The following is a 24,304-nucleotide window of genomic DNA, read 5'->3' as shown; positions in this document are numbered from 1 at the left end:
AGGACAGAGGGGGGTGCGACAGAACGCAAGCTTCCCCCATCGGCCGGGCTCACCCCCTCATGAATCGCTTCGCCGAACTCCTCGACCGTCTCGTGCTGACGCCGTCGCGCAACGGCAAGCTGACGCTGCTCATCGACTATTTCCGCAGCGTCGAGGACCCCGATCGCGGCCTGGCGCTGGCGGCGATCACCGGCGATCTGTCGATCGCGGCGGTCAAGCCGGCGATGCTGCGCGCGCTGGTCGTCGAGCGCATGGACCCGGTACTGTTCGGCTATTCCTACGACTATGTCGGCGACCTCGCCGAGACCGTGTCCCTGGTCTGGCCGCAATCGCCGGACCATATCCCGAACCGCGAACCGACGCTTGGTGAGGTGGTGGCGAAACTGCAGGCGGCGAGCCGCTCCGACGGGCCGAAGGTTCTGGCGAGATTGCTCGACTGCGCCGGCATCTCGGCCCGCTTCGCCATCATCAAGCTGGTCACCGGCGGGCTGCGGATCGGCGTCTCGGCGCGACTGGCCAAGCAGGCGCTGGCGGAATTCGGCAAGGTCGACGTCGCCGAGATCGAGGAATTGTGGCACGGGCTGACGCCGCCCTATGCCGGCCTGTTCGCCTGGCTGGAGGGCAAGGCGGAAAAACCGCAAAGGACGGCGGCGGCTCTGTTCCGGCCGGTAATGCTGTCCAACCCGATCGGTGACGGCGATCTCGAAAAGCTCGACCCGGCCGACTATGCCGCGGAGTGGAAATGGGACGGCATCCGCGTCCAAGCGGTCTGCGAAGACGGCGTGCGCCGGCTCTATTCGCGCACCGGCGACGACGTCTCCGGCGCCTTTCCCGACCTCGCCGACGCCATGCATTTTTCCGCCGCCCTCGACGGCGAGCTGCTGGTCGGCGAGCCCTCGGCGACCGGCACGTTCTCCGACCTGCAGCAGCGGCTGAACCGCAAGACCGTGACGCCGAAAATGCAGCAGCTATATCCGGCCTTCATGCGCTGCTACGACGCGCTGCAAATCGGCGGCGAGGATTTGCGTGCGCTGCCCTTCCGCGAGCGCCGCCTCCGCCTCGAGGCCTTCGTCGGCACGCTCGACCCCAGCCGCTTCGATCTTTCCCCGCTGGTCGCATTCGCGGACTGGCAGGCGCTGGAACAGATGCGCCAGGCGCCGCCGCATCCGATCATCGAAGGGGTGATGCTCAAGCGCTGGGATTCGCCCTATCTCGCTGGGCGTCCGAAAGGCCCTTGGTTCAAATGGAAGCGCGACCCGCACACGGTCGACGCGGTGCTGATGTATGCCCAGCGTGGCCACGGCAAGCGCTCCAGCTTCTACTCGGACTATACGTTCGGCGTCTGGTCGGGCCCGGAAGGCGCTGAAGAGCTAGTGCCGGTCGGCAAGGCCTATTTCGGCTTCACCGACGAGGAGCTGAAGCAGATCGACAAATATGTCCGCGACAACACGGTCGAGCGTTTTGGTCCGGTGCGCTCGGTGCGCGCCGACCGCACGAACGGGCTGGTGCTGGAAGTGGCCTTCGAAGGGCTCAACCGCTCGACCCGGCACAAATCCGGCGTCGCCATGCGCTTTCCGCGCATTTCGCGGCTGCGCTGGGACAAGCCCGCGGCCGAAGCCGACCGCATCGAGACGCTACAGGCGCTGCTTGATGCGTGAGCGCGTGCCGAAAAGTGTGCAGCGGTTTTGGGATAGCGACACGCGCTGAGACAACAAGATTTACTGCGCGATCGAGACGCGGATCTCGTAGATGTCGACCGACTTGCCCTGCTTGTCGAAGTCGGAATTGATGGCGATCGTGCCGGCGGCACCGGGGGCCTTGTTCGGAAACTGCACGTCGAACAGATATTCATTGCGCTCGTGGCCGACGGCGTAGCGCTTGCGGCCGCAATCGCCGAGCTCGCCGAAATTGCAGTCAACCGAAATCTGCGTCTCCTTGCCCTCTTCGGAACGGGCGACGATGTCGAACACGGCGTGCTTGCCGGCGAGCTTTTCCAGCACGCCCTGGCCGACATCGAAGGCGATGGCCGAGCCGGACGTGCCGGAGCGGATGCGCAGGAACGAGCCGGTGTCGTCCTCCATCACCTCGGCCTTGGCATCGGAGGGTGCTGCGACATGGGTCGGGTCGGCAGGCGAAAACACGTTGATCCAGTCACGCGCCTGTTCGGCCTCGCTGGCCTTTTCCGGCGAGCCGGCAGGCGGCGTGAAGTCGTCGTCCTCGACCGTCGGCGGCGCCTCGGGCGGTGCCGTATCGAGCTGGGCCGGGGTCTTGAACACGCCGGTCTGCTTGGCAAAATAGAGGCCGATGCCGGCCGCGGCGAGCAGCGTTACACCAAAGAAGATCGCGGTCAGCGGCAGGCGGCGCCCTCTTATGCGCCGCTCATCGCGGTCCGGCGCCACCTCGGCCTCGCCGCTCTCCGTCGAGACGGCGGCCGGGGAATCGAGCGCCGGCTCACCGGGAAGAACCGCATCCGGCATGATGTCGGGAACGACAGGCAGGACGCGCGACCTTGGCGCGTCGGATGCAGGCGGCTGGACCGGCCCGTCGACGACGACAGCGGGTGACGGCGCGGCTTCCGCCGCAGCCGCCGTCGGCGCCTCCACGGCGGGCGCTGCCGCGTCAGTTTCCGTCTGCAGGGCAATATCGGGAACCGCCGGCAGGAATTCGGATTCGATCTCGGTGATCTTGGCCTGCACCGCCTTGCGGCGCTTGATGGCGACTTCCACCGTCACATTCGGATTGGCCTGGAGCACGCGGTCCAGCGCGGCAAAGGCCGAGCGGTAGACCCGCTCGCGAAACGCACGGTCCTCGGCATTGCCCTTGTCGAAGGCGTTGCGGATCGCTTTTTCGATCGGGTCCAAGCGAATTCCCTCTGCACGTTCGCTCACATTGCCATGATCGTTAGCCGCAGGCGACCAATCAATCAACAAGCGAGCGGCCGCATTCTGCCCCGGGCATGCATCCAGGGCCGATTTCGGCGGTTTTCAGCAAGAGAATCAACAGATTTCGCCTGATCACCCGGTGCCTTCGAGCGCAACCTGCCCGCGCGCCGCCGTCCGAGCAGGTGGCGGATGCGTGCGGTGGGAGTTCGGGTTCTGCGTGGAACGCCAACACGAATTGCCGCGTCCCGACCTGAATTCGCGACCGCCCATCTTGAATTCGTGACGGCCCATCTTGAAATCCCACCTGGTTGAGTCTATCACGCAGCCCATCTTGGAGGCCTCGGGCTTCCCGGGCCGCTTTAGCTCAGTTGGTAGAGCACATCATTCGTAATGATGGGGTCAGGTGTTCGAGTCACCTAAGCGGCACCACTTGCTTCAGCCTGCAATCCCGGTCTGCCTGACGGCAAAAACGCCCGCGCCATCTCCGACGCGGGCGCTGCAATCAGTCAGCCGTCAAAAAGCCCAATAGCCGGCGTGCCAGCGGTGGTGGTACCAGAAGCCGGGATGCCAGTGGCGGACGGGCCGGATCATCATGCGGTGGTTGGGCACGCAATTGCCCCAGCGGTTCATGTGCCAGCGGGGACCGCATCTCCAGCCGACAGTTTCTATGGGGAGCGGGGCGGCGGTGGGCTTTGCCATCGGCATGGCCTGCGAGCCGGCGGCACCCCCGCGACGAAAATACCATCGGACGGGCTGAATGCCGGGTGAACGAGACAATCACATGTTCGTCATTTGGGCCGTCGCTCTCGCAGGCGAAGACAGGATTGGCTACCGTCCCAGCAACGCCTGCGCCTTGCGAGGTCACCAAAAACCCCGGCCCGAGGCCGGGGTTCTCGCATCAGGGAAACAGACAAGCCTGCCGCCGTTCGGCTCAGCGGCCGGCTTCAATCGTCTGCGCAGGGCAGCAGTGGCGGTCAGGCCATCTTTGCCAGGATCTTGGCCATATCTGCCGTGTCGAAAGCCCTCAATGTCTGGGTTCTGATGTTACCCATCGATGCGATCGATAAGGCAAGGGCGGTCGCGGCAATCTCGTCGTCGGCTTCTGCAATCGCCACGACGTCATACTGACCAAGCGTCCACAACAGCGTGTGAACCTTGACGCCGCTCTTGCTGGCCATCGCCTTGAAAGCCTCGGCACGCTTCTGCGTGTCCTTGATGCTCTTGATACCTTGATCTGTGAAATTCGACAGCAATACGTAGTAAGCCATTGGTTCCTCCCACAATGGGGAGCGTACGGGCGCTCACGGCGCGTCCGCCGTCTCCCAGAAATACGATAGCACGAGCCGGGCGGGCGAACCACTAGCGGCACGGAAGGTGCGGCCGCGGCAGCCGCTATTTCACCGATCGGCTTGAGGCAGCAGGATCCGTTGCTACAAGGACGCCACGGTCTTCAGCGCTCCGTCGAGCATGTCGCCCTTCTCATCCTTCAGCGCCGCTTCGCGCAGGCGGCGGATCCAGTCGGCGGCGTCGGGGCGGCCCTTGAGCATATCGAGCGCCGAGAGCACGCGGTCGAACTTAGACTGGGCACGGGCGTGGGTGTCGCTGTAGCCCTTGATCAACCGGCGGCAGTTGAGGATTTCGACGGCCAGCGCATAGTCTTCGCGGACATGGCCAAGCGCCAATTCGTACCAGCGCTCGAGGTGCGCGACCTCTACCTTGTGGCGCAGCAGGCTGCGGCGCCAGCGGCGCAGGCCGCCGATGAACCAGAGCGCGGCAAAGCCGGCGAAACTGTCGGTGCGGATATGGCGGCCGCGATTGATGCGGCGGTCGAGGAAGGCGGCGAGTTTTGGCCGGCTATCGATATAGCTGCCCAGCCCCGCCGGCAGCGTGCCGCAGAATTCCTCGATGCGCGGGTGGAAATATTCTGTCACCTGCAGGACCGTTCCGTCCTTGACGCCGACCTCGCGACGCACCCGCTTGTCGCGGGTCGAGCGGGTCTTGAGGTCGGCGACGCGGATCATGTCGTCGTAGCACATGGCATTGGCGAGATGCTTGGCGGCGGCGACCGACAGCGCGTAGGCATGTCCGGCATCGTCCAATGCGAGCGCGCGGCCAAGCCGGTCGAGATATTCGCCGCCATAGGCGATGTCTTGGTAGTCGACGACTTTTTTCAGGCCGCGCAGCGCCATGTCACGAACAGGAGTCGGCAAAGTATCGATGCGAGCTGCCAGCTGCTGCCAGCCCTGCAGCAGGCTTTCCGGCCCGCTCACTTTCGCCGCGCCTGGACCGGTTTCCGAGGCCGTCGGCGTCTCGGTCGTTCCGCTTGCAGGGGCAGCGCCAGCAATACCGCGCGCGCGGTCATAGGCGGCGGCGAAGGCTGCAAGGCTGGCTTTGACGCCACGGCCGCCGGCGCCGATTGCCTGTTCGTAGCTCTCGCGGGTGAACGGCAGCACGTCGGAACCGGCCAGCGCGCCGAGCAGGCTGGCCGAGATCATCGTGCCGTTGTCAGCGGCGATCTTTTCCATGTCGAAGGCGATGAAGCGTTTTGCCGCCGCTTCCGCCGTCGCGTGCACCTTCGCCGACGAAGCGCGGCCGTCGCCTGGCTCGATCTTTTCCGAAACGGCGGCGATGCGGTGCGAGGAGGTGATCAGCGTCGTGCGCTCGGGCGTGACGAAACCCCTGATGATGGCGCGGCCGGCTTCCATCAGTTCGGCTGCGATCAGGATATCGACGTCGCCCTGTGACGGCGAAAGGGCGAAGACCGGCAGGCGGCCGGTGTCGCGGGCCATCTCGACATAGTAGATGGTGGCGCCGGTGCGCTGGGCGACGCCGGCGACCGAGGTCGACTGGGCGACGTAGCCGTTGCGCTCGGCGACGTCGGTGATCCAGTCGGCCAGCACCCCACCGCCCTGGCCGCCAACGGCCAGCACCGCGAGCTTGATGACGCGCTGGTCTTCGGCGGCACCCGCCTTCGGGCGCAATGGGGCATTGCGGTCAAGCATCGGCGAACGTCAAACGACGGCTTTCGCGGCGCCGCTGCAGGAGGCCGATCGCGGCGCGGCGCGAACTTTCGAGGAAACGATCCCAACGGCTCGGATTGTGCACGACATCGGCACGGTAGAAGGACGGGCAGAGCACGGCCGCATCGGCCACCTCGCCGCAATTGCCGCAGCCGACGCAAGTCTGGTCGATGTGTGCCACCGGATCGTCGCGCAGCGGATCGTCGAGCGACTTTACCGACAGCGACGGGCAGCCGGAGAGCCGCATGCAGGCATGGTCGCCGGTGCAGATGTCCTCGTCGACGCCGAATTTCGGCTTCACCACCCGCTCGCCGCCCTTGATCGCCTTGTCGACCAGCGGTCTTTCGCGGCGCTGGCGGTTCAGCATGCATTCCGACGAAGCGACGATGACCTTCGGCCCCTTCTCCTCCGTTGTCAGCGCCTCGCGCAGTGTCTCCTGCATCTTGCCGACATCGTAGGTGCGGTCGATATGGCGCAGCCATTTGACGCCGATGCCTTTCACCGCCTCGGTGATCGGATGCTTGGTCGATTTCGTCCGGTTGCCGGCGCGCGAGGACAGAATGTCCTGCCCACCAGTCGCGGCCGAGTAAAAATTGTCGACGATGACGATGACGCCGTCGTTCTTGTTGAAGACCGCATTGCCGATCGAGGAGGTGAGGCCGTTGTGCCAGAAGCCGCCATCGCCGACGAAGGAGATCGAGCGGCGCTTGGCGTCAGGCGAATTGAAGGCCGAGGCCGACGCCGGCCCGAGGCCATAGCCCATGGTGGTGGCGCCGAGCTCGAAGGGCGGCATGATCGAGAACAGATGGCAGCCGATGTCGGAGGCGATGTGGTGCTTACCGAGTTCCTGCTCGACCAGCTTGGTCGCGGCGAAAATCGGCCGCTCCGGGCAGCCGATGCAGAAACCGGGCGGTCGTCCTGGAACGACATTGATGAGGTCGGCGGTGTCGACGCCCTCGCCTGATTTGTTCGGTGCGCGCACCTCGCCGGGCAAAAGATGCGGCGCCTCGGCGCGCAGGAAGGAGCCGATGCCGTCGAGCATGACCTGGCCGGTGTATTCGCCGGCCATCGGCAGATGCTCCTTGCCGACCAGCCTGGTGCCGCGGCCGGCCTTGTGCAGCATGGCCGCAAAAGCCTGCTCGATGTAATTGGGCTGGCCCTCCTCGACGACCAGCACCGCCTGCTTGCCCTCGCAGAAGGCCAGGAACTCGTCGTCGACCAGCGGATAGACGGCATTGAGCACATAGAGCGGCACGTCGGTGTCGCCATAGGTGTCGGCGAGGCCGAGGCGCTGCAGGGCGCGGATCACCGCATTGTACATGCCACCCTGCATGACGATGCCGACCGAGCCGTGGTCCGATCCAAAAATCTCGTTGATCTTGTTCTTGCGGATGAAATCCACCGCCGCCGGCCAGCGTTTTTGCACCTTCTCCTTCTCGTGCAGGAAGGAAGCAGGCGGCAGCACGATGCGGCCGGTGTCCCGGCGCGGCGCGTCGAGCGCATCGGCCACCGACATTGGCGGCCGCTTGTTGTCCTTGGCGATGAAATGGCCGTGCACGTGGCAGCAGCGGATGCGGACCTGCAGCATAACCGGCGTGTTGGACGCTTCCGACAGCTCAAATCCGTCCTCCACCGCCTTGACGATCGACGGCAAATTGGGGCGCGGATCGAGCAGCCAGACCTGGCTCTTCATGGCGAAAGCGTGGCTGCGCTCCTGCATGATCGAGGAGCCCTCGCCGTAATCCTCGCCGACGATGATCAGCGCGCCGCCGGTGACGCCGCCGGAAGCGAGATTGGCAAGCGCGTCTGAGGCGACATTGGTGCCGACCGTCGACTTGAAGGTGGCGGCGCCGCGGATCGGATAATGCACCGAGGCCGCCAGCATGGCGGTGGCGGTGGCTTCCGAGGCGCTCGCCTCGAAATGCACGCCAAGCTCGCCCAGAATGTCCTGCGCGTCGGCCAGAACGTCCATCAGATGGCTGATCGGCGCGCCCTGGTAGCCGCCGACATAGCCGACGCCGCATTGCAGCAGCGCCTTGGTGATGGCGAGGATGCCTTCGCCGGCAAACTCCTCGCCGGCACCGAGCCTCAGCTTTTCGACTTCCTTGGCAAAAGACCGTTCGGCCATTTCTTCTACTCCTTCCGTTACCGCCCGGCGCTGGCGGCGCGTAGGTCTAGATGTCGTGCTTGCGGATGTTCTTCAGCATCTTCAAGAGCGTGGCGATGAGCGCGGCATATTCGGCGTCGTCGACGCCGTCGAACATGGCCTCGAAGGCGTCATGCATGGCTGGCCAGGCGCGGGCGAATTCGGCACGGCCTTCGTCGGTGAGGAATACATGGCGGAAGCGGCTGTCAGTGACGCCCTGCTCGCGCCGCACAAGGCCCTGCCCCTCCAGCGTGTCGAGCGTGCGGCTCAAGGTCGACTGTTCGATCACCGTGTAGACCGAGAGGTCATTGACGGTGATGCCGTCGGCGACCGACAGCACGGCCAGCGTGCGCACCTGCGGGATGGTCAGGCCCTGCCTGCGGAAATCCTCGCGCAAGGTGGCGTTGTAGCGGCCCATGATGCGGTTCATCAGATAGGGCGCGAATTGCTGCAGGCCGATCTCGCCAAGGGTCGAGATGCGCTGGCGTTTTTCGGGAACCTTCTGTTCCATCACAGCCTCCCCGCCAGCAGGAAGCCGGAGCCGCCGCCAAGGCCGGCGCCGGGATGGGTCGAGGCGCCGATGTGGTAGAGGTTTTTGATGCCGGTGTCGTGATTGCGGCTTGCCTTGAACGGCCGCCACAGGAACGACTGGTCGATGGTCGAGGAGCCGCCATAGGGATCGCCGCCGACCAGATTGACGTTCATCGCTTCGAGATCGGCCGGCGAATAGGCACGGCGCGCGATTACGCTGCTCTTGAAGCCGTCGATATGGCTGGCAAGGATCGCTTCGACGCGATCGGCATAGGCCTCGCGCAGTGCTTCGGTCCAGCGGCCGTCGGCCGGCGCCTGCAGCTTGCCGGCGGCATCGCCCTTGATATGGCGCGGCGCCTCGGGCAGTTGCAGCCACAGGATCGCCTTGCCGTCCGGACAGCGCGACGGGTCGAGCGCATGCGGCTGGCCGACGCAGATGGTCGGCACCTCCGGCAGCAGACCGCGCACCGCCTCGTTGCAGGCTCTTGAGACGCCATCGAGCCCCGGTGTCAGATGCAGGAGTGCGACCTTGTCGAGGCCTTCGCCGCGCCATGCCGGCGGCTTGCTTAGGGCATAGTGGATCTGGAAGTTGCCCTTGCCATAGCGGTACTTTTGAACGGCCTCGACGTCGTCCTTCGGAGCTACGCCGTCGAGCAAGCGGCCGTAGAGCTGGGTCGGCGTGACCGAGCAGATGACGCCCTTCTTCGCGTGGACCGTCTCGCCCGAAGCAAGCCGTACACCGGTGGCACGGCCTCCATCCAGGATGATGGAAGCAACGTCGGCTTCGGTGGAGATGACGCCGCCGCGCTCGATGATCAGCGCTTCGAAGGCGGCAAGCAGGTTTTTCGCGCCGCCCTTGACGATCGGCGCGCCGGCGGCCTCCAGCGCAAAGGCAATGACCTTGGCGATCTGGCCGGAAAATGCATCTTCCGGACCAAGGCCGGCATGCAGCACCCAGGGCGCCCAGAGCGCTCGGAGGGTTTCGGATTTATAGGTGCCCTCCAGCCATCCGCGCGCCGGCACCAGCGCCTCGCCGAGAAAGGCGGCAAGACCGCGCGGGCCGCGCCGCCAGGCGTCGCCAGCCAGCATTTTGGCCGTCGGATAGGACCACAGGGCACCGCCGAGCAGGCCGAACAACAGGCCGGCATTGCGCTCGATGCTACCGACGTCGCTGCCGTGACAGTCGCCGTCGCCGGACGCGATAGCATTGAGCGCCGCGATGTTGGCGGCGCGGTTGGTGCTGAGCACGGCATGGCTACCGTCCGGCCGCAGCACGCCGGTGGGCGTGGCGGTGTGGCAGAATTCCAGCCCATGCCGCGCCAGATCCTTGCCCAGTGATGCAAAGGCCGGCGAGGTGATGAACAGGACGAAAGTCGTCGCCATCACGTCATGGACGAAGCCGGGTGCCGTGATCTCCTCGGTGCGCATACAGCCGCCGATGCGGTCGTTGCGCTCCAGCACCAGCACCTTCGCGCCCTTGCCGCCAAGCATCGCCGCGCAGACCAGGGCATTGATGCCGCTGCCGACGATGATGTGATCGGGCGCGTTCATTGGGGGTGGCTCCCCGCCTTGGAGAATTGTGGCTCAATCAGATAGGGCGGCGTTCCTTCGCGCCCCCCTCTGTCCTGCCGGACATCTCCCCCTCTAGGGGGGAGATCGGATGTCATGCCAGCTTTCGCCAATTGTCCGCGTTGCAGGATTGAACGGGACGCCGGAACCGCCAATCTCCCCCCTTGAGGGGGAGATGTCCGGCAGGACAGAGGGGGGTGAGCGCCAGCGCTGCAAGGCTGCCACCCCTTACCCATCATCACTCCATCGCCCGCAAGCATGATCTTCTCCCGAAGACCGCCGCCTCGCCTATTTGCCCGGCACCAGCGCCAGCGCGCGGATCGGGCTGCCTGTGCCGTGCTCGATCTTGAGCGGGGCGGCGATCAGGATCGCGCCCTTCGGCGGCAGCTGGTCGAGGTTGCAGAGGCTGGCGAGGCCGTAGCGGTTGGCCTTGTGCATCAGCGTGTGCGCCGGGAATGGCGGCTCCATGCCTCCGGCCTTGCCGGCATCGGTGCCGATGGTCTCGCTGCCCCAGCCCTTGATGTCCTTGCTGATCAGGAACTGGATGGCTTCTGCCGTCGGGCCGGGCGTGTGTGGGCCGGTTTCGTTGGCGTTGAGGAATTCGGCTTCCGAGCCGTTGCGCTTGTACCAGTCGGTGCGCATCACCACCCACTCGCCGGGATTGATGGCGCCATGCTTGGCCTCCCATGCCTTGATGTGGTCGACGGTGAGCAGGAAATCGTGGTCGGTGGCGGCTTCCTTCGAGCAGTCGATGACATTGACCGGGCCGACGAAATTTTGGGCCGGAATGGTGTCGGTGGCGCCGTCCGGATAGTCCTTGCCGGTGATCCAGTGCTGCGGCGCGTCGAAATGCGTGCCCGAATGCTCGCCGAGCTTCAGCCAGTTCCAGGCCCACCACGGGCCGTTCTTGTCATAACGGGAGATCGAGTGGATCTCGACCTTCGGCGTGTCGACGGCAAGCTCCGGCGGCAGCTTGATCAGCGGCGTGTCGGGTCCGAGCGGCGCCGACAGGTCGACCACCTTGATGCCGCCTGAAAGCAGCTGGCCGGCGACTTCGCCGAGGAGTTTTTGCGTGTCCATGGTCTCAGTTCCCTCTTTGTCGATGATGATCGAGGCTCGTCTCGGCCCTTAATATCCTACTAGACGAAAACATATGCATCTGCAATTATCTTTAAGCATAAAGGAAATGGGTTTGGGGCGTGAGCGAGTTCGACGCCATCTTTGTCGGGGCCGGCCACAACAGCCTGGCATGCGCCGCGCATCTGGCGCTCAAGGGCTGGAAAGCCGCGATTTTTGAACGCAGTGCAACAATCGGCGGCGCTGTCCAGACCCACGAGTTTACCCTGCCCGGCTTCCGCCACGATTTCGGCGCGATGAATCTGAGCCTGTTTGCCGGCTCGGCCTTTCATCGGAAATATGCAAATGAATTGAAAACTCACGGGCTGGAATTCGCCCCGGTCGGCGACTGTTTCGCCAGCGCCTTTCCGGACGGACGCTGGTTCGGCGTCAGCAACGACCTGGAAAAGACGGCATCCAGGCTGGCAGGTTTTTCCGCCGCCGACGCCGCCACATGGCGCCGGCTGGTCGCCGGTTTCATGCCCGAGGCCGAGCATCTGTTCCGCCTGCTGGGCTCGCCGATGAGCGGACGCGCGCTCGCCGGCACCGCCTGGAACCTCTGGCGCAAGAAGGGTTTTTCCGGTGCCCTCGACACAGGGCGTCTCCTGCTGTCCTCAACCCGCGCGTGGCTCGAGGAGACTTTCGAATCCCCGCACGTCCGGGCGACGCTTGCCGCCTGGGGCATGCATCTCGACTTCGCCCCCGACATCGCCGGCGGTGCGGTGTTCCCCTATCTGGAATCGATGGTCAACCAGAGCTTCGGCATGGTGCTCGGCAAGGGTGGCGCCGACACCATGATCCGCGCGCTGTCCGGCATGGTCACGGCGGCCGGCGGCAAGATCGCCACCGGCGCCGAGGTGGCGGAGATCACTGTTGCCGGAGGTAGGGCTACCGGCGTGCGGCTCGCTTCCGGCGATTTCCACATCGCCAGCAAGGCGGTCATCGCCGGGGTGGCGCCGAGAGCGCTTACCGGCAAGCTTTTACCCGATGGGTCCGGCGATGCCGGCTTCGACGCGGCGATGAAGAAATTCCGGTATGCGCCGGGCACGATGATGATCCATCTGGCATTGGATGAATTGCCCGACTGGCGCGCCGGCGCCGAGCTTCGGCAATTCGCCTATGTGCATCTTGCGCCGTCGCTCGACGCCATGTCGCGCACCTATCAGCAGGCGATGGCAGGCATGTTGCCGGACGAGCCGGTGTTGGTCGTCGGTCAGCCGACGGCCATCGACCCGTCGCGGGCGCCAGAAGGCAAGCATGTTCTGTGGGTGCAGGTGCGCATGCTGCCGGCCGAAATCCTCGGTGATGCGGCAGGCAAGATCGCGCCGGACCGCTGGGACGAGGTCAAGCAAGCTTATGCCGAGCGCGTGCTCGACATCATCGACAGCTACGCGCCCGGCCTGCGCCAAAAAATCCTCGGCCGCGCCGTGTTCTCGCCGCTCGACCTCGAACGCGAGAACCCGAACCTTGTCGGCGGCGACCAGGTCTGCGGCAGCCACCATCTGACGCAGAATTTCTTGTTCCGCCCGGCGCGCGGTTACGCCGGTTGGAATACGCCGGTCGCCAACCTGCACCTGACGGGTGCTGCGACGTGGCCGGGCGCCGGCACCGGTGCGGCATCCGGCTACATGCTCGCCCAACAGCTCGGAGGGAATTAGGAGCCGAAGACTTCCAGGATGGACAAGGCGCGGTTGCCCAAGAGCCTGAACCTGACAATCGAACAATGATGCCGCGCGGACAAAGACCACCAACAGGGGAACGACCATGACCATCAACAGACGAGACTTGCTCGGATACAGTGCTGCAGCGCTCGGTGCGACCGCCCTCGGCCTGCCGAAAATTGCCAAGGCAGCGGGCGAACTGACCATCGCTTACAACGTCAACCTGCCGTCGTGGGATCCGACGACCGGGCCGTCGGCGGTCAATCCGACCATTCAGGGTCTCTACCAGTCGGTGTTCGACCAGTTCATCCCGCAGAAGCCGGATCTGTCCTTCGCGCCCGGCCTGCTCACCGAATGGGGTTGGAACGACGACCGCACCAAGATCATGATGACGGTGCGCGACGGCGTGAAATGGCATGACGGTTCGCCTTTCACCGCCGAGGACGTGGTCTGGTCGCTGCAGCGGGCGGGCGACGAGAAGACCGGCAACCCGATCCAGTTCGTCTGGAAGAACGTCAACAACTTCAAGATCGACGGCAACAAGATCACCGGCGACGTCGTGCAGTTCGACCCGGTGTATTTCAAATGGATGTCGTTCCTGACCGGCTACATCATGCCGAAGGCCTATTACGAGAAAGTCGGCGCCGAAGGTTTCGAAAAAGCACCGATCGGCACCGGCCCCTATATGGTCGACAAATTCGAGCGCAACGCCTTCCTGCGGCTGAAGGCCAATCCGAACTACTGGGGCGGCAAGCCGGCCTTCGAGAATGTGACGATCAAGTTCGTCACCGATGCGGCGAGCCGCGTCGCCGAGATCGAGTCCGGTTCCTCGCAGGTGACGCTCGAAATCCCCTATGAGGAGTATGACCGGCTGATCGCCAAGGACGGGCTTGCCGGCTCGTGCAAGAACGTTTCCGACATCGGCATGATCTTCTTCAACGACATCGAGGCGATGCTGGACAAGAATGTCCGCCAGGCCGCCGTCATGGCGGTGGACAAGGAACTTCTCGTCAAGCGGCTTCTGCGCGGCTACGGCCAGTCGATCGCTACGCTGGAGACGCCGGAATACACGGCCTTCGATGGCTCGATCAAGGTCGAACACAATCCGGAGAAGGCCAAGGAATTGCTGGCCGCTTCCGGCTATTCGCCTGAAAAGCCGGTCAAGTTCACCATACAGACGACCAAGGGCTTCAAGCCCAAGGACTACGAAATGATCCAGGCGATCGTCGGCATGTGGCGCAAGGTCGGCATCGAGGCGACGATCGAGGTCTACGAGATCGCCAAGCACTACGAGCTGCGCGCCGCCGACAAGCTGGCGCCGGCGGCCTTCTACAATTGGGGCAATGCCATCGGCGATCCGACGACGTCGACCGGCTTCGCCATGTACGGCCCCAGCCCGCATTCGGTGTGGGACAGCCAGGACCTGATCGACATGATCAACCCGCTATGGGGCGAGAAGGACGAGGCCAAGCGCATTGCAGGCTGGAAGGCGGTCGACAAATACATCGCCGAGCAGGCCTATGTGCTGCCGCTGATCCAGTATGCGCAGCCGATCGTGCATGCCAAGGGCGTCAACGTGGTGCAGCATGTGTCCGGTGCGCTGCTGCCGGCGCTGATGACCCCGGCCTGATAGCGACATAGACTGCATGCGCGCCACCGCAACCGGTGGCGCGCCCCTTTTCGCCAGACGTACAGGCGACCATGCTTCTGCAAAGATTTCTGATCCGTCTGCTGACGATGGCGATCACGCTGTTCGGCGTCGCCATCGTCGTCTTTGTCGTCATCCGCGTCGCGCCTGGCGACCCGATCGCGATGATGCTGCCGCCCGGTGCCAGCGATGCCGACATTGCCCGGCTGCGCGCGCTGTACGGTCTGGACAAGACCATCGTGCAGCAATTCTTCATCTGGCTGTCCGGCGTCGTCAGGGGCGATTTCGGCACTTCGATCTCGCTGCGGCAAGACGTGCTGGGGCTGGTGTTCAACCGGCTGCCGGCGACGCTGGAGCTCGCAACAGTCGCACTTGTTATGGCGGTGGCGATCGGCGGCACGGCGGCGATCCTCGGCGCGCGCGAACGCGGCACGGCGGTCGAGGCCGGCATCGACATCGCCAGCGGGACAGCACTTTCCATCCCAGACTTCCTGTGGGGCCTGGTGCTGATCCTGCTGTTCGGCGTGCTTATACCCGTGTTCGACATTTCCGGCCGGGTGTCGCCACAGCTCGACCTGCCCTTCGTCACCCAATTCTATCTCGTCGAGAGCATGCTGCGGCTGCGTTTCGACCTCACCTGGGACCTGCTGAAACATATGCTGATGCCGGCCGTGGCGCTGGCGCTGCCGCTGGCTGCGATCATCGCGCAGTTGCTGAAACAGTCGCTGAAGGAAGTGCTCGACCTCGACTATGTCGTGCTGGCGCGGGTGAAGGGTTTTTCCGAAACGCAGGTCATCCTGCGCGAGGCGCTGAAGAACGCCGCCTTGCCGACCCTGACGCTGGTCGGCGTGCAGGTCACCTTCCTCATCGGCGGCACGGTCATCGTCGAGCGGCTGTTTTCCTATGAAGGCCTCGGCAATATGGCGATCGATGCGGTCATCAATCGCGACCTGCCGCTGATCCAGGGCATCGTGCTCGTCTTCGCGCTGCTGTTCGTGCTGATCAACCTTGCTGTAGACATGATGTATGCACTGCTCAATCCAAGGCTGCGCCATGGATGAGGCACGCATCGCCAGGCGTGGCGTGGGGCCGAGGCTGTGGCTTGCCGGCGGCTGGCTGCTGCTGGCGCTGCTGGCGGCGATCCTGGCGCCGCTGGTCGCACCGCAGGACCCGCTGGCGCAGGACCTGATGCTGGAGCGGCTGCCGCCTTTCTGGCTGGACGGGACCGAGCCCGGCTATTGGCTGGGCACCGACAGCCTCGGTCGCGATCTGCTGTCGCGATTGATCTTCGGCGGCCGCATCGCCTTCATCGTCGCCTTCGCCGCGGCAATCGCCGCTTGTCTGGTCGGCTCGGCGTTCGGGCTGATTGCCGGCTATTTCGGCGGCTGGGCCGACCGAATCATCTCGCGCATCGTCGACATCTGGATGGCCTTCCCGCCGGTGCTGTTCGCTATCCTGCTGGTCGCCGTGCTCGGCACCGGCCTCAGCTCCGTCATCATTGCGATTGCTGTCATCGACTGGACACGCTTCTGCAGGGTGATCCGCGCCGAGGCGATGGGGCAGTCGCGCATGGACTATGTCGAGAATGCCCGCATCGCCGGCTATGGCCGCATCGGCATCATGCTGCGCGAAGTGCTGCCCAATGTGGTGCCGTCGATCGTCGCGCTTTTGTCGCTGGAAATGGGCATCGCCGTCATCGTCGAGGCGATCCTGTCCTTCGTCAATCTGTCGATCTCGACCGACGATCCGACCTGGGGCGGCATCATCGCCGAGGGCCGGCTGTCGATCCATCAGGCCTGGTGGGTGCTGGTGTTCCCGCTGATCACGCTGATCCTGACCGTGCTGTCGTTCAGCCAGTTCGGCGAGGCGCTGAAGGCGCGTTTCGATCCGGTGCTGCGATGAGCGCGGCTTGCCTCGATATCCGCTCGTTGAGCGCCGTGCTGCCGAACGGCCAGCGCGTGCTGCGTTCGGTCTCGCTCTCAGTCCAGCCCGGCGAGGTGCGTGCGCTGGTCGGCGAAAGCGGTGCCGGCAAGACGATGATCGGCAAGGCGGTGCTCGGCGTGCTGCCGTCCAGCGTGCGCATCGTCGAAGGCGACATGCTGCTCGAAGGCGAACACCTCGGCCAACTTCAGCCGAAGGCAAGACGCACGCTGATCGGCGCCCGCACGGCGCTGATCCCGCAGGACCCGTTGACCGCGCTCAACCCGTCGCGCCGCATCGGCCCGCAAATGACCGACCGGCTGGTGCGCATCCTCGGCTGGAGCGGCGAGAGGGCCGATAGGCGCATCCGCCAGTTGCTGGACGAGGTGCAGATCCGCGACCCGGAGCGCGTGCTGAAAACCTATCCGCACGAGCTTTCCGGCGGCATGCGCCAACGCGTGCTGATCGCGGCGGCCTTCGCCGCCGAGCCAAGGCTGATCGTCGCCGACGAACCGACCACGGCACTCGACGTAACGGTGCAGAAGCAGATACTGCGCCTGATCGCGCAATTGCAGCGCGACCACGGCACGGCGATCCTGTTCGTCACCCACGACCTTGGCGTCGTCGCCAAGATCAGCCAGAGGGTCTCGGTGCTCTACGCCGGCAAGGTGGTGGAAGAGGCCGAGACCGCGGCGCTGTTCGCAGCACCCCAGCACCCTTATACGCGGGCGCTGATGGCGGCCACGCCGCGCTACACCGATCCGCTCGCCTCGCTGAGACCGGTGGATGACGCCGTGCTGGCCGGGCTGGCTGCCGAGATTGCCGCCGCCGACCAGGCCTGGAGGCGACCGCATGGCTGAGCCGCTGATTTCCGTGCGCGGACTGAAGGTCGCGCTGCCCGACATGACCCGCAAGCCGCTGATCGGCCGGGCGCCGCTGGCCGAGATCCTGAAGGGGCTCGATTTCGACCTGCCCAAGGGATCGGTGACCGGCATTGTCGGCGAATCCGGTTCCGGCAAATCGACGCTGGGCCGCGCCCTGGTGCGCCTGCTTGAGCCCAGCGCCGGCTCGATCAGCTTCGAAGGGCGCGACATCAGCCATCTCTCGGAGGCCGAACTCAGGCCGCTCCGCCGCGACCTGCAGATGATCTTCCAGGATCCGATGTCGTCGCTCAACCCGCGCCGGACAATCTTCAGCATCATCGCCGCGCCGCTGAAACAGAATGGCCTTGGCGACAATCTCAAGACCCGAGTCGCCAAGGCGTTGCAGCGCGTCGGCCTGCCGCAAAATTTCGCCGGCCGCTACCGCCACCAATTGTCGGGCGGCCAGCGCCAGCGCGTCGGCATCGCCCGCGCCTTGGCGCTGTCGCCGAAATTCGTGCTCGCCGACGAGATCGTCTCCGGCCTCGACGTGTCGACGCAAGCGCAGATCCTGACCTTGCTGGAGAAACTCGCGGCTGAGATGGGCCTGACGGTCGCTTTCATCAGCCACGATCTGTCGGTAATCCGGCGGCTCTGCCAGCAGGCGATCGTCATGCGTGAAGGCAGGATCGTCGAAGCGAACGCCACCGACGTCCTTTTCGACAGTCCGAAGGACGCCTACACACGCGACCTGATATCAGCCATCCCACTGCCCCAAATCGACTCGGTCTGGCTGGGTACGCTTGCCACGACAAAGGCACCCACATGAACGCATTCGCATGCCACGCGCGGACGTCGGGAATCGTTTCGATATAAAACTTTAAGCTTGAAATAAATTACCTGCGGCGCGATACTGAGCGTCGGGATCGCCGGCCTTGCCGGCGACCCGGAAAGCGAAGAGGAGATCGCAGGCATGAAGGTTGCGGTTCTCGGCGGTGGACCAGCCGGCCTCTACTTTGCCATCTCGATGAAGCTACGAGACGCCACGCACGAGGTGACGGTGTTCGAGCGCAACCGTGCCGACGACACGTTCGGCTGGGGCGTCGTGCTGTCGGCCGAAACGCTGGAGAACCTGACCAGAAACGATCCGGTCAGCGCCGTCTGGATCAGGAAGCATTTCGCCTATTGGGACGACATCGCCGTCATCCACGATGGCGTGCGTACGGTCTCGACCGGCCACGGTTTCTGCGGCATCGGCCGCAAGCGGCTGCTGATCCTGCTGCAGCGGCGGGCGCGCGAGCTCGGCATCAGACTGGAATTCGAGACCGACATCGCCGATCCGCGCCCGTACATGGAGAGCCACGATCTGGTGGTTGCCGCCGACGGTCTGAACTCGAGAGCGCGCGGCACTTTCGTCGACGTGTTCAAACCGGACATCGATACCCGCAAGTGCAAGTTCGTCTGGCTCGGCACGCAGCAAAAGTTCGACGACGCCTTCACCTTCATCTTCGAGAAGACGGAACATGGCTGGGTATGGGCGCATGCCTACCAGTTCGACAGCGAAACCGCGACTTTCATCGTCGAATGCAGCGAGCAGACCTGGGAGCGCTTCGGCTTCGGCGCGATGACGCAGCAGGAATCAATCGCAGTCTGCGAGCGTATCTTCGAAAAACATCTCGGCGGCCATGCGCTGATGACCAATGCCAACCACATAAGAGGTTCGGCCTGGATCAATTTCCCGCGCGTGCTGTGCGAACGCTGGTCGTACAAGAACCTTGCCCTGATGGGCGACGCGGCGGCATCGGCGCATTTCTCGATCGGCTCCGGCACCAAGCTGGCGCTGGAAAGTGCTGTGGCGCTTGCCGATTATGTCGAGTCCGAGCCGGACCTCGAAGCGGCGTTCCGTAAATATGAGGACGCACGGCGCACCGAAGTGCTGAAGCTGCAGTCGGCGGCGCGCAATTCGCTGGAATGGTTCGAGGAGGTCGAGCGCTATCTCGGCCTCGATCCGGTGCAGTTCAATTATTCGCTGCTGACTCGCTCGCAACGCATCAGCCACGAGAATCTCAGGCTGCGCGACGCCGAATGGCTGGCCGGCGCGGAGAAATGGTTCCAGCGCCAGGCCGGCGCCGGCGGGAACAGCCTGCGCCGTGCGCCGATGTTCGCGCCGTTCAAGCTGCGCGAGATGGTGCTCGCCAACCGCATCGTCGTCTCACCCATGGCGCAGTACAAGGCCATCGACGGCTGCCCTACCGACTGGCATTTTGCTCATTACGCCGAGCGGGCCAAGGGCGGTGCCGGCCTGCTCTACATCGAGATGACCTGCGTCAGCCCCGAGGGACGCATCACGCCAGGCTGCACCGGCTTCTACGCGCCGGCGCACGAGGTGGCCTGGAAGCGCCTGGTCGATTTCGTCCATGCCGAAACAGAGGCCAGGATCTGCGCCCAGATCGGCCATTCCGGCGCCAAGGGCTCGACCCGCGTCGGCTGGCAGGGAACGGACGTGCCACTACCCTCAGGCAACTGGCCGGTGATGGCGCCGTCGGCTGTGGCCTGGTCGCCGCAGAACCAAGTGCCGAAGGCGATGGACCGCGCCGACATGGACCTGGTGCGCGACCAGTTCGTCGCTTCCGCCGAGATGGCCGACCGGTGCGGCTTCGACATGCTGGAGATCCATGCCGCGCATGGCTATTTGCTGTCCTCTTTCATCACGCCGATCACCAACCGGCGCACGGATGAATATGGCGGCTCGCTCGAAAACCGCATGCGCTTTCCGCTTGAGGTCTTTCGCGCGGTGCGCACTGTCTGGCCGGCCGAAAAACCAATCTCGATGCGTATCTCGGCCAATGACTGGGTCGGCATCGAAGGCGTGACGCCTGCCGACGCGGTCGAGATCGCCAAGCTGTTGCACGAGGCTGGCGTCGATATTTGCGACGTTTCGGCCGGGCAGACTTCGGCGTCGGCAAAACCTGTCTACGGCCGCATGTTCCAGACGCCGTTTTCCGACCGGATCCGCAACGAGGTCGGCATGGCGACGATGGCGGTCGGCAACATCTACGAGGCCGACCATGTCAACTCGATCCTGATGGCCGGCCGCGCCGATCTTGTGGCGCTGGCGAGGCCGCATCTCACCGATCCCTACTGGACGCTGCATGCGGCCGTCACGCTTGGCGACCGCGGCGTCAAATGGCCGGATCCCTATCTGCCAGGCCGTGACCAGATCTATCGGCTGGCCGAGCGCGATGCGGCAGCGGGGCTGAAAGTATGAGCGCCGTGTCAACGATCGCAGGCAGGCATGCACTGGTCACCGGCGGCGGCTCCGGCGTCGGCCGGGCCATCGCGCTGGCATTGGCCGGTGCCGGCATCAACGTCACCATCTGCGGCCGGCGCGAGGCGGCACTTGCCGAAGTCGCGGGGCAAAGCGACCGCATCTTCGGCATTGCCGCCGACGTTACCGATGAGGCGTCGATGACCTCCCTCTACAGCCAGGCGGAAGCAGAGCGCGGACCGTTCGACATCGTCGTCGCCAATGCCGGCATGTCGGGCAGCGCCCCGGCGCACAGAACCGCGCTCAGCGACTGGCAGCGGACGCTCGACGTCAACCTGACAGGCGCGTTCCTGACGGTGAAGCCGGCGCTGGCCGGCATGGCGGCGCGGAAGGTCGGCCGGATCGTCTTTGTTGCCTCGACCGCCGGCCTGAAAGGCTACGCTTACGTTTCGGCCTATGTCGCGGCCAAGCATGGGGTCGTCGGGCTGATGCGGGCACTCGCTGCCGAGACCGCCAGATCCGGCGTCACCGTCAATGCCGTCTGCCCGGGTTTCGTCGAGACAGAGATGCTGGAAACCTCCATCCAGCGCATCGTCGAAAAGACCGGCCGCTCGGTCGAGGACGCACGCACAAGCCTGTCCTCGACAAATCCGCAGGGACGTTTCATCCAGCCGGAGGAAGTCGCCGCCGCGGTGCTGTGGCTGTGCGGCGATGTGGCGGCATCGATCACCGGGCAGACGATTTCGATTTCAGGAGGCGAGACATGGTAGCCGGTCCCCTGCCCACCCCTTCAGGACCCGGCAAGGACCGGCTGCGCCTCTGGATACGCCTGCTGCGCGCCTCGCGCACCATAGAGGCGGAGCTGCGCGAGCGGCTGAAGAAGGAGTTCAACACGACGCTGCCGCGCTTCGACGTGATGGCGGCGCTCTACCGTGCGCCGGAAGGCATGCTGATGAGCGATTTGTCGCGCTTCCTGCTGGTGTCCAACGGCAATGTAACGGGCATCGTCGACCGGCTGGTGTCGGAAGGGCTTGTCGCCCGGGCCCGCCGCAACGGCGACCGCCGCACTTCGATGGTGCGGCTGACGGAGGAAGGTGTGAGGTCCTTCGCCATGATCGCCGCCGCGCATGAAGGCTGGGTCGGTGAACTGCTGGGCAATGTCAGCGAGGACGAAGCGCGCCGGCTGACCGGCATGCTGACCTCGTTCCGCAGCAATTGGGAGGGACGCGAATGACCCAAATGGCAGGGCGCAAGCCCAAGCACTTCCTCTGGCAGGTCGAAGGCCGGGTGGCAAACATCCGGCTCGACCGGCCAGAACGCAAGAACCCGCTGACCTTCGACAGCTATGCCGAACTGCGCGACACGTTCCGCGACCTGGTCTATGCCGACGATGTCGATGCGGTGGTGTTCCTGCCCAATGGCGGCAATTTCTGCTCGGGCGGCGATGTCCACGACATCATCGGCCCGCTGGTCAAGATGGGCATGAAGGAACTGCTCGCCTTCACCCGCATGACCGGCGATTTCGTCAAGGCGATGCTGAATTGCGGCAAGCCGATCATCGCGGCGGTCGACGGCGCGGCGGTTGGCGCCGGCGCCATCATCGCCATGGCCTCGGACATTCGCATCGCCACGCCGGAGGCGAAGACAGCCTTCCTGTTCACGCGCGTCGGCCTTGCCGGCTGCGACATGGGCGCCTGCGCGATCCTGCCGCGCATCATCGGCCAGGGCCGTGCCGCCGAACTGCTCTACACCGGCCGGACGATGAGTGCTGCCGAAGGCGAGCGCTGGGGGTTCTACAACCGGCTTGTCGATGCAGCGACACTCGAGGCCGACGCGCTGGAGATGGCAGCGCGCATCGTCTCCGGCCCCACCTTCGCGCATGGCATCACCAAGACGCAGCTCAACCAGGAATGGTCAATGGGGCTCGACCAGGCGATCGAGGCCGAAGCACAGGCGCAGGCGATCTGCATGCAGACCGGCGATTTCGAGCGGGCTTACGAGGCGTTCGTGGCTAAGGAGAAACCGGTGTTCGAGGGGAATTGATGGCTGACCGTTCCTTCCTCAACTGGCCGTTCTTTGAGGATCGCCACCGCGCGCTCGCCGAACAGCTCGACACCTGGTGCGCGAAAAACCTGCCGGTCGAACACCACGATGTCGACGCCGCCTGCCGTGAGCTGGTGGCGAAGCTCGGGCGGGACGGCTGGCTGAAACCAACTGCGCTCGATACCGAAAATCCCGGACCGCTCGACGTGCGCACGCTTTGCCTCGCCCGCGAGACGCTGGCCCGGCATGACGGGCTGGCCGACTTCGCCTTTGCCATGCAAGGGCTCGGCACCGGCGCGCTCAGCCTGTTCGGCACGCCCGAGCAGCAGCAATGGCTGGCGAAGACACGCGCCGGCAAGGCGATTTCCGCCTTCGCGCTGTCGGAGCCGCGCTCGGGATCGGATGTCGCCAACATGGAGATGTCGGCCACGCGCGACGGCGACTTCTATCTGCTGTCGGGCGAAAAGACCTGGATCTCCAATGGCGGCATCGCCGACCTCTATATCGTCTTTGCCCGCACTGGCGAGGCGCCCGGCGCAAAGGGACTTTCAGCCTTCATCGTGCCGACAGAAACGAAAGGCCTGAGCATCGCCGAACGGCTTGAGGTGATCGCGCCGCATCCGCTGGCACGGCTCTCCTTCGAAAACGCCCGTGTTCCAACCTCGGCGCTGATCGGCAAACCGGGCGATGGCTTCCGCATCGCCATGTCGGTGCTCGACGTCTTCCGCTCGACCGTCGGCGCTGCATCGCTTGGTTTTGCCCGCCGGGCGCTGGACGAAAGCATCGGCAGGGTGGCCGACCGAAAACTGTTCGGCGCGCCGATGGCCGAGCTGCAGATGGTGCAGGGCCATATCGCCGACATGGCGCTCGATGTCGATGCCGCCGCCTTGCTCATCTATCGCGCCGCCTGGACCAAGGACATGGGGGCCCCGCGGGTGACGCGGGAGGCGGCGATGGCAAAACTGTTCGCCACCGACAAGGCGCAACAGGTGATCGACAGGGCCGTGCAGCTTCACGGCGGCGACGGCGTGCGCAAGGGCCATATCGTCGAGAGCCTCTATCGCGAGATCCGGGCGCTGCGCATCTATGAGGGTGCATCCGACGTGCAGAAAGTGGTGATCGCCAGGCAAGTGATGGGCGCCGCCTGAGGCCGGAAATTATACGGCTAATTATTTTCGAACTGGACATTTTTGCGAAGTATCGGGAGGCCAGACATGCACACCATCCTGCAGCCGGAAGGCTGGGCGAAACCCGTCGGCTATGCCAATGGCGTCGCCGCGCGGGGGCAACTCGTGTTTATCGGCGGCCAGGTCGGCTGGACCGGGCAATGCCGGTTCGAGACCGATGATTTCGTCGGCCAGGTGCGGCAGACGCTTGAGAACATCGTCGCCGTGCTGGCGGAGGCTGGCGGTGAGCCGCAGCATATCACCTCGATGACCTGGTATTTCACCGACAAGGCCGAGTATCTGGCCAATCTCAAGGGGATCGGCGAAGCCTATCGTGCGGTGATCGGCCGACACTTTCCGGCCATGGCCGCCATGCAGGTGATGGCGCTGGTCGAGAACCGCGCCAAGGTGGAGATCCAGGCGACCGCCGTTATCCCGGAATAGCCAATCTCCGGAATAACTGTCCGTGCAGAA

The 24,304-nt window shown here is 64.8% G+C and carries 21 protein-coding genes and 1 tRNA gene; 14 read left to right on the top strand and 8 right to left on the bottom strand.

Going from position 1 to position 24,304, the window contains the following annotated elements; translation table 11 throughout:
• The first annotated feature begins 59 nt into the window (after nt 1-59).
• Complete coding sequence (locus AC04SI_RS01955; RefSeq protein WP_404275210.1) at nt 60-1,658, top strand: cisplatin damage response ATP-dependent DNA ligase; 1,599 nt, start codon at nt 60-62, stop codon at nt 1,656-1,658.
• A gap of 60 nt (nt 1,659-1,718) precedes the next feature.
• Here the strand turns inward: AC04SI_RS01955 and AC04SI_RS01950 are convergent, their stop codons facing one another.
• Complete coding sequence (locus AC04SI_RS01950) at nt 1,719-2,861, bottom strand: hypothetical protein (protein WP_404275209.1); 1,143 nt, start codon at nt 2,859-2,861, stop codon at nt 1,719-1,721.
• A gap of 374 nt (nt 2,862-3,235) precedes the next feature.
• Here AC04SI_RS01950 and AC04SI_RS01945 point away from each other — a divergent pair.
• Nucleotides 3,236-3,311, top strand: a tRNA-Thr gene (locus AC04SI_RS01945).
• 84 nt (nt 3,312-3,395) lie between these two features.
• Here the strand turns inward: AC04SI_RS01945 and AC04SI_RS01940 are convergent.
• The 7 genes from AC04SI_RS01940 to AC04SI_RS01910 all read right to left on the bottom strand — a co-directional run bounded on the left by AC04SI_RS01940 (nt 3,396) and on the right by AC04SI_RS01910 (nt 11,228).
• Complete coding sequence (locus AC04SI_RS01940; RefSeq protein ID WP_404275208.1) at nt 3,396-3,659, bottom strand: GCG_CRPN prefix-to-repeats domain-containing protein; 264 nt, start codon at nt 3,657-3,659, stop codon at nt 3,396-3,398.
• Nucleotides 3,660-3,856: 197 nt separating this feature from the next.
• A complete protein-coding gene (locus AC04SI_RS01935; protein ID WP_192178049.1) occupies nt 3,857-4,150 on the bottom strand; it encodes a GYD domain-containing protein in 294 nt (97 codons plus the stop codon).
• 162 nt (nt 4,151-4,312) lie between these two features.
• Nucleotides 4,313-5,884 (bottom strand): indolepyruvate oxidoreductase subunit beta family protein, encoded by a 1,572-nt coding sequence (locus AC04SI_RS01930; protein WP_488473838.1) that lies wholly within the window; start codon nt 5,882-5,884, stop codon nt 4,313-4,315.
• A complete protein-coding gene (locus tag AC04SI_RS01925) occupies nt 5,877-8,030 on the bottom strand; it encodes a thiamine pyrophosphate-dependent enzyme (protein WP_404275204.1) in 2,154 nt (717 codons plus the stop codon). The genes AC04SI_RS01930 and AC04SI_RS01925 overlap by 8 nt, the downstream gene beginning before the upstream one ends.
• Nucleotides 8,031-8,076: 46 nt before the next feature.
• Nucleotides 8,077-8,559 carry a MarR family winged helix-turn-helix transcriptional regulator gene (locus tag AC04SI_RS01920; RefSeq protein WP_404275202.1) on the bottom strand — a complete coding sequence of 161 codons (483 nt, stop codon included), beginning with the start codon at nt 8,557-8,559 and terminating at the stop codon, nt 8,077-8,079.
• Nucleotides 8,559-10,130: a phytoene desaturase family protein gene (locus tag AC04SI_RS01915; protein WP_404275200.1), complete on the bottom strand. Its 1,572-nt coding sequence runs from the start codon at nt 10,128-10,130 to the stop codon at nt 8,559-8,561. The genes AC04SI_RS01920 and AC04SI_RS01915 overlap by 1 nt, the downstream gene beginning before the upstream one ends.
• A gap of 306 nt (nt 10,131-10,436) precedes the next feature.
• Nucleotides 10,437-11,228, bottom strand: coding sequence for a cyclase family protein (locus AC04SI_RS01910; RefSeq protein WP_404275198.1), 792 nt, complete (start codon nt 11,226-11,228; stop codon nt 10,437-10,439).
• A 119-nt stretch (nt 11,229-11,347) separates the two neighbouring features.
• Between AC04SI_RS01910 and AC04SI_RS01905 the strand changes: the two genes are divergently transcribed.
• From AC04SI_RS01905 to AC04SI_RS01850, 12 genes are all read left to right on the top strand, one after another.
• Nucleotides 11,348-12,922 (top strand): phytoene desaturase family protein, encoded by a 1,575-nt coding sequence (locus tag AC04SI_RS01905; RefSeq protein ID WP_404275197.1) that lies wholly within the window; start codon nt 11,348-11,350, stop codon nt 12,920-12,922.
• A gap of 106 nt (nt 12,923-13,028) precedes the next feature.
• Nucleotides 13,029-14,555 carry an ABC transporter substrate-binding protein gene (locus tag AC04SI_RS01900; protein WP_404275195.1) on the top strand — a complete coding sequence of 509 codons (1,527 nt, stop codon included), beginning with the start codon at nt 13,029-13,031 and terminating at the stop codon, nt 14,553-14,555.
• A 71-nt stretch (nt 14,556-14,626) separates the two neighbouring features.
• Nucleotides 14,627-15,634, top strand: coding sequence for an ABC transporter permease (locus AC04SI_RS01895; protein ID WP_488473837.1), 1,008 nt, complete (start codon nt 14,627-14,629; stop codon nt 15,632-15,634).
• Entirely contained in the window at nt 15,627-16,475 is an 849-nt protein-coding gene (locus tag AC04SI_RS01890; protein WP_488473836.1) for an ABC transporter permease, read from the top strand. The genes AC04SI_RS01895 and AC04SI_RS01890 overlap by 8 nt, the downstream gene beginning before the upstream one ends.
• Complete coding sequence (locus AC04SI_RS01885; protein ID WP_488473835.1) at nt 16,472-17,353, top strand: ABC transporter ATP-binding protein; 882 nt, start codon at nt 16,472-16,474, stop codon at nt 17,351-17,353. Before AC04SI_RS01890 ends, AC04SI_RS01885 begins: the two co-directional genes overlap by 4 nt.
• Complete coding sequence (locus AC04SI_RS01880; protein ID WP_404275188.1) at nt 17,346-18,182, top strand: ATP-binding cassette domain-containing protein; 837 nt, start codon at nt 17,346-17,348, stop codon at nt 18,180-18,182. Before AC04SI_RS01885 ends, AC04SI_RS01880 begins: the two co-directional genes overlap by 8 nt.
• Nucleotides 18,183-18,326: 144 nt before the next feature.
• On the top strand, nt 18,327-20,621 hold the full coding sequence (locus AC04SI_RS01875; RefSeq protein WP_404275186.1) for a bifunctional salicylyl-CoA 5-hydroxylase/oxidoreductase: 2,295 nt from the start codon (nt 18,327-18,329) through the stop codon (nt 20,619-20,621).
• Nucleotides 20,618-21,391, top strand: coding sequence for an SDR family NAD(P)-dependent oxidoreductase (locus AC04SI_RS01870; RefSeq protein ID WP_404275184.1), 774 nt, complete (start codon nt 20,618-20,620; stop codon nt 21,389-21,391). The genes AC04SI_RS01875 and AC04SI_RS01870 overlap by 4 nt, the downstream gene beginning before the upstream one ends.
• Complete coding sequence (locus tag AC04SI_RS01865) at nt 21,385-21,855, top strand: MarR family winged helix-turn-helix transcriptional regulator (protein ID WP_192178062.1); 471 nt, start codon at nt 21,385-21,387, stop codon at nt 21,853-21,855. The genes AC04SI_RS01870 and AC04SI_RS01865 overlap by 7 nt, the downstream gene beginning before the upstream one ends.
• Nucleotides 21,852-22,664: an enoyl-CoA hydratase family protein gene (locus AC04SI_RS01860; protein ID WP_404275182.1), complete on the top strand. Its 813-nt coding sequence runs from the start codon at nt 21,852-21,854 to the stop codon at nt 22,662-22,664. The genes AC04SI_RS01865 and AC04SI_RS01860 overlap by 4 nt, the downstream gene beginning before the upstream one ends.
• Complete coding sequence (locus AC04SI_RS01855) at nt 22,664-23,812, top strand: acyl-CoA dehydrogenase family protein (protein ID WP_404275181.1); 1,149 nt, start codon at nt 22,664-22,666, stop codon at nt 23,810-23,812. Before AC04SI_RS01860 ends, AC04SI_RS01855 begins: the two co-directional genes overlap by 1 nt.
• Nucleotides 23,813-23,878: 66 nt before the next feature.
• Nucleotides 23,879-24,274: a RidA family protein gene (locus AC04SI_RS01850; protein ID WP_404275179.1), complete on the top strand. Its 396-nt coding sequence runs from the start codon at nt 23,879-23,881 to the stop codon at nt 24,272-24,274.
• The last annotated feature ends 30 nt before the right edge of the window (nt 24,275-24,304 follow it).

This window comes from Mesorhizobium sp. CNPSo 4689, from assembly GCF_057784325.1.
The sequence above is the reverse complement of the archived record's forward strand: the minus strand, read 5'-3'. Positions and strand labels throughout refer to the sequence as shown.

Excerpts from the sequence above, each read along its gene's own strand:
- AC04SI_RS01875 (WP_404275186.1), top strand. The coding sequence starts at position 18,327 with ATGAAGGTTGCGGTTCTCGGCGGTGGACCAGCCGGCCTCTACTTTGCC.
- AC04SI_RS01865 (WP_192178062.1), top strand. The coding sequence starts at position 21,385 with ATGGTAGCCGGTCCCCTGCCCACCCCTTCAGGACCCGGCAAGGACCGG.
- AC04SI_RS01885 (WP_488473835.1), top strand. The coding sequence starts at position 16,472 with ATGAGCGCGGCTTGCCTCGATATCCGCTCGTTGAGCGCCGTGCTGCCG.
- AC04SI_RS01920 (WP_404275202.1), bottom strand. The coding sequence starts at position 8,559 with ATGGAACAGAAGGTTCCCGAAAAACGCCAGCGCATCTCGACCCTTGGC.
- AC04SI_RS01860 (WP_404275182.1), top strand. The coding sequence starts at position 21,852 with ATGACCCAAATGGCAGGGCGCAAGCCCAAGCACTTCCTCTGGCAGGTC.
- AC04SI_RS01850 (WP_404275179.1), top strand. The coding sequence starts at position 23,879 with ATGCACACCATCCTGCAGCCGGAAGGCTGGGCGAAACCCGTCGGCTAT.
- AC04SI_RS01870 (WP_404275184.1), top strand. The coding sequence starts at position 20,618 with ATGAGCGCCGTGTCAACGATCGCAGGCAGGCATGCACTGGTCACCGGC.
- AC04SI_RS01930 (WP_488473838.1), bottom strand. The coding sequence starts at position 5,884 with ATGCTTGACCGCAATGCCCCATTGCGCCCGAAGGCGGGTGCCGCCGAA.
- AC04SI_RS01895 (WP_488473837.1), top strand. The coding sequence starts at position 14,627 with ATGCTTCTGCAAAGATTTCTGATCCGTCTGCTGACGATGGCGATCACG.
- AC04SI_RS01890 (WP_488473836.1), top strand. The coding sequence starts at position 15,627 with ATGGATGAGGCACGCATCGCCAGGCGTGGCGTGGGGCCGAGGCTGTGG.
- AC04SI_RS01955 (WP_404275210.1), top strand. The coding sequence starts at position 60 with ATGAATCGCTTCGCCGAACTCCTCGACCGTCTCGTGCTGACGCCGTCG.
- AC04SI_RS01900 (WP_404275195.1), top strand. The coding sequence starts at position 13,029 with ATGACCATCAACAGACGAGACTTGCTCGGATACAGTGCTGCAGCGCTC.
- AC04SI_RS01925 (WP_404275204.1), bottom strand. The coding sequence starts at position 8,030 with ATGGCCGAACGGTCTTTTGCCAAGGAAGTCGAAAAGCTGAGGCTCGGT.
- AC04SI_RS01910 (WP_404275198.1), bottom strand. The coding sequence starts at position 11,228 with ATGGACACGCAAAAACTCCTCGGCGAAGTCGCCGGCCAGCTGCTTTCA.
- AC04SI_RS01855 (WP_404275181.1), top strand. The coding sequence starts at position 22,664 with ATGGCTGACCGTTCCTTCCTCAACTGGCCGTTCTTTGAGGATCGCCAC.
- AC04SI_RS01935 (WP_192178049.1), bottom strand. The coding sequence starts at position 4,150 with ATGGCTTACTACGTATTGCTGTCGAATTTCACAGATCAAGGTATCAAG.
- AC04SI_RS01880 (WP_404275188.1), top strand. The coding sequence starts at position 17,346 with ATGGCTGAGCCGCTGATTTCCGTGCGCGGACTGAAGGTCGCGCTGCCC.
- AC04SI_RS01915 (WP_404275200.1), bottom strand. The coding sequence starts at position 10,130 with ATGAACGCGCCCGATCACATCATCGTCGGCAGCGGCATCAATGCCCTG.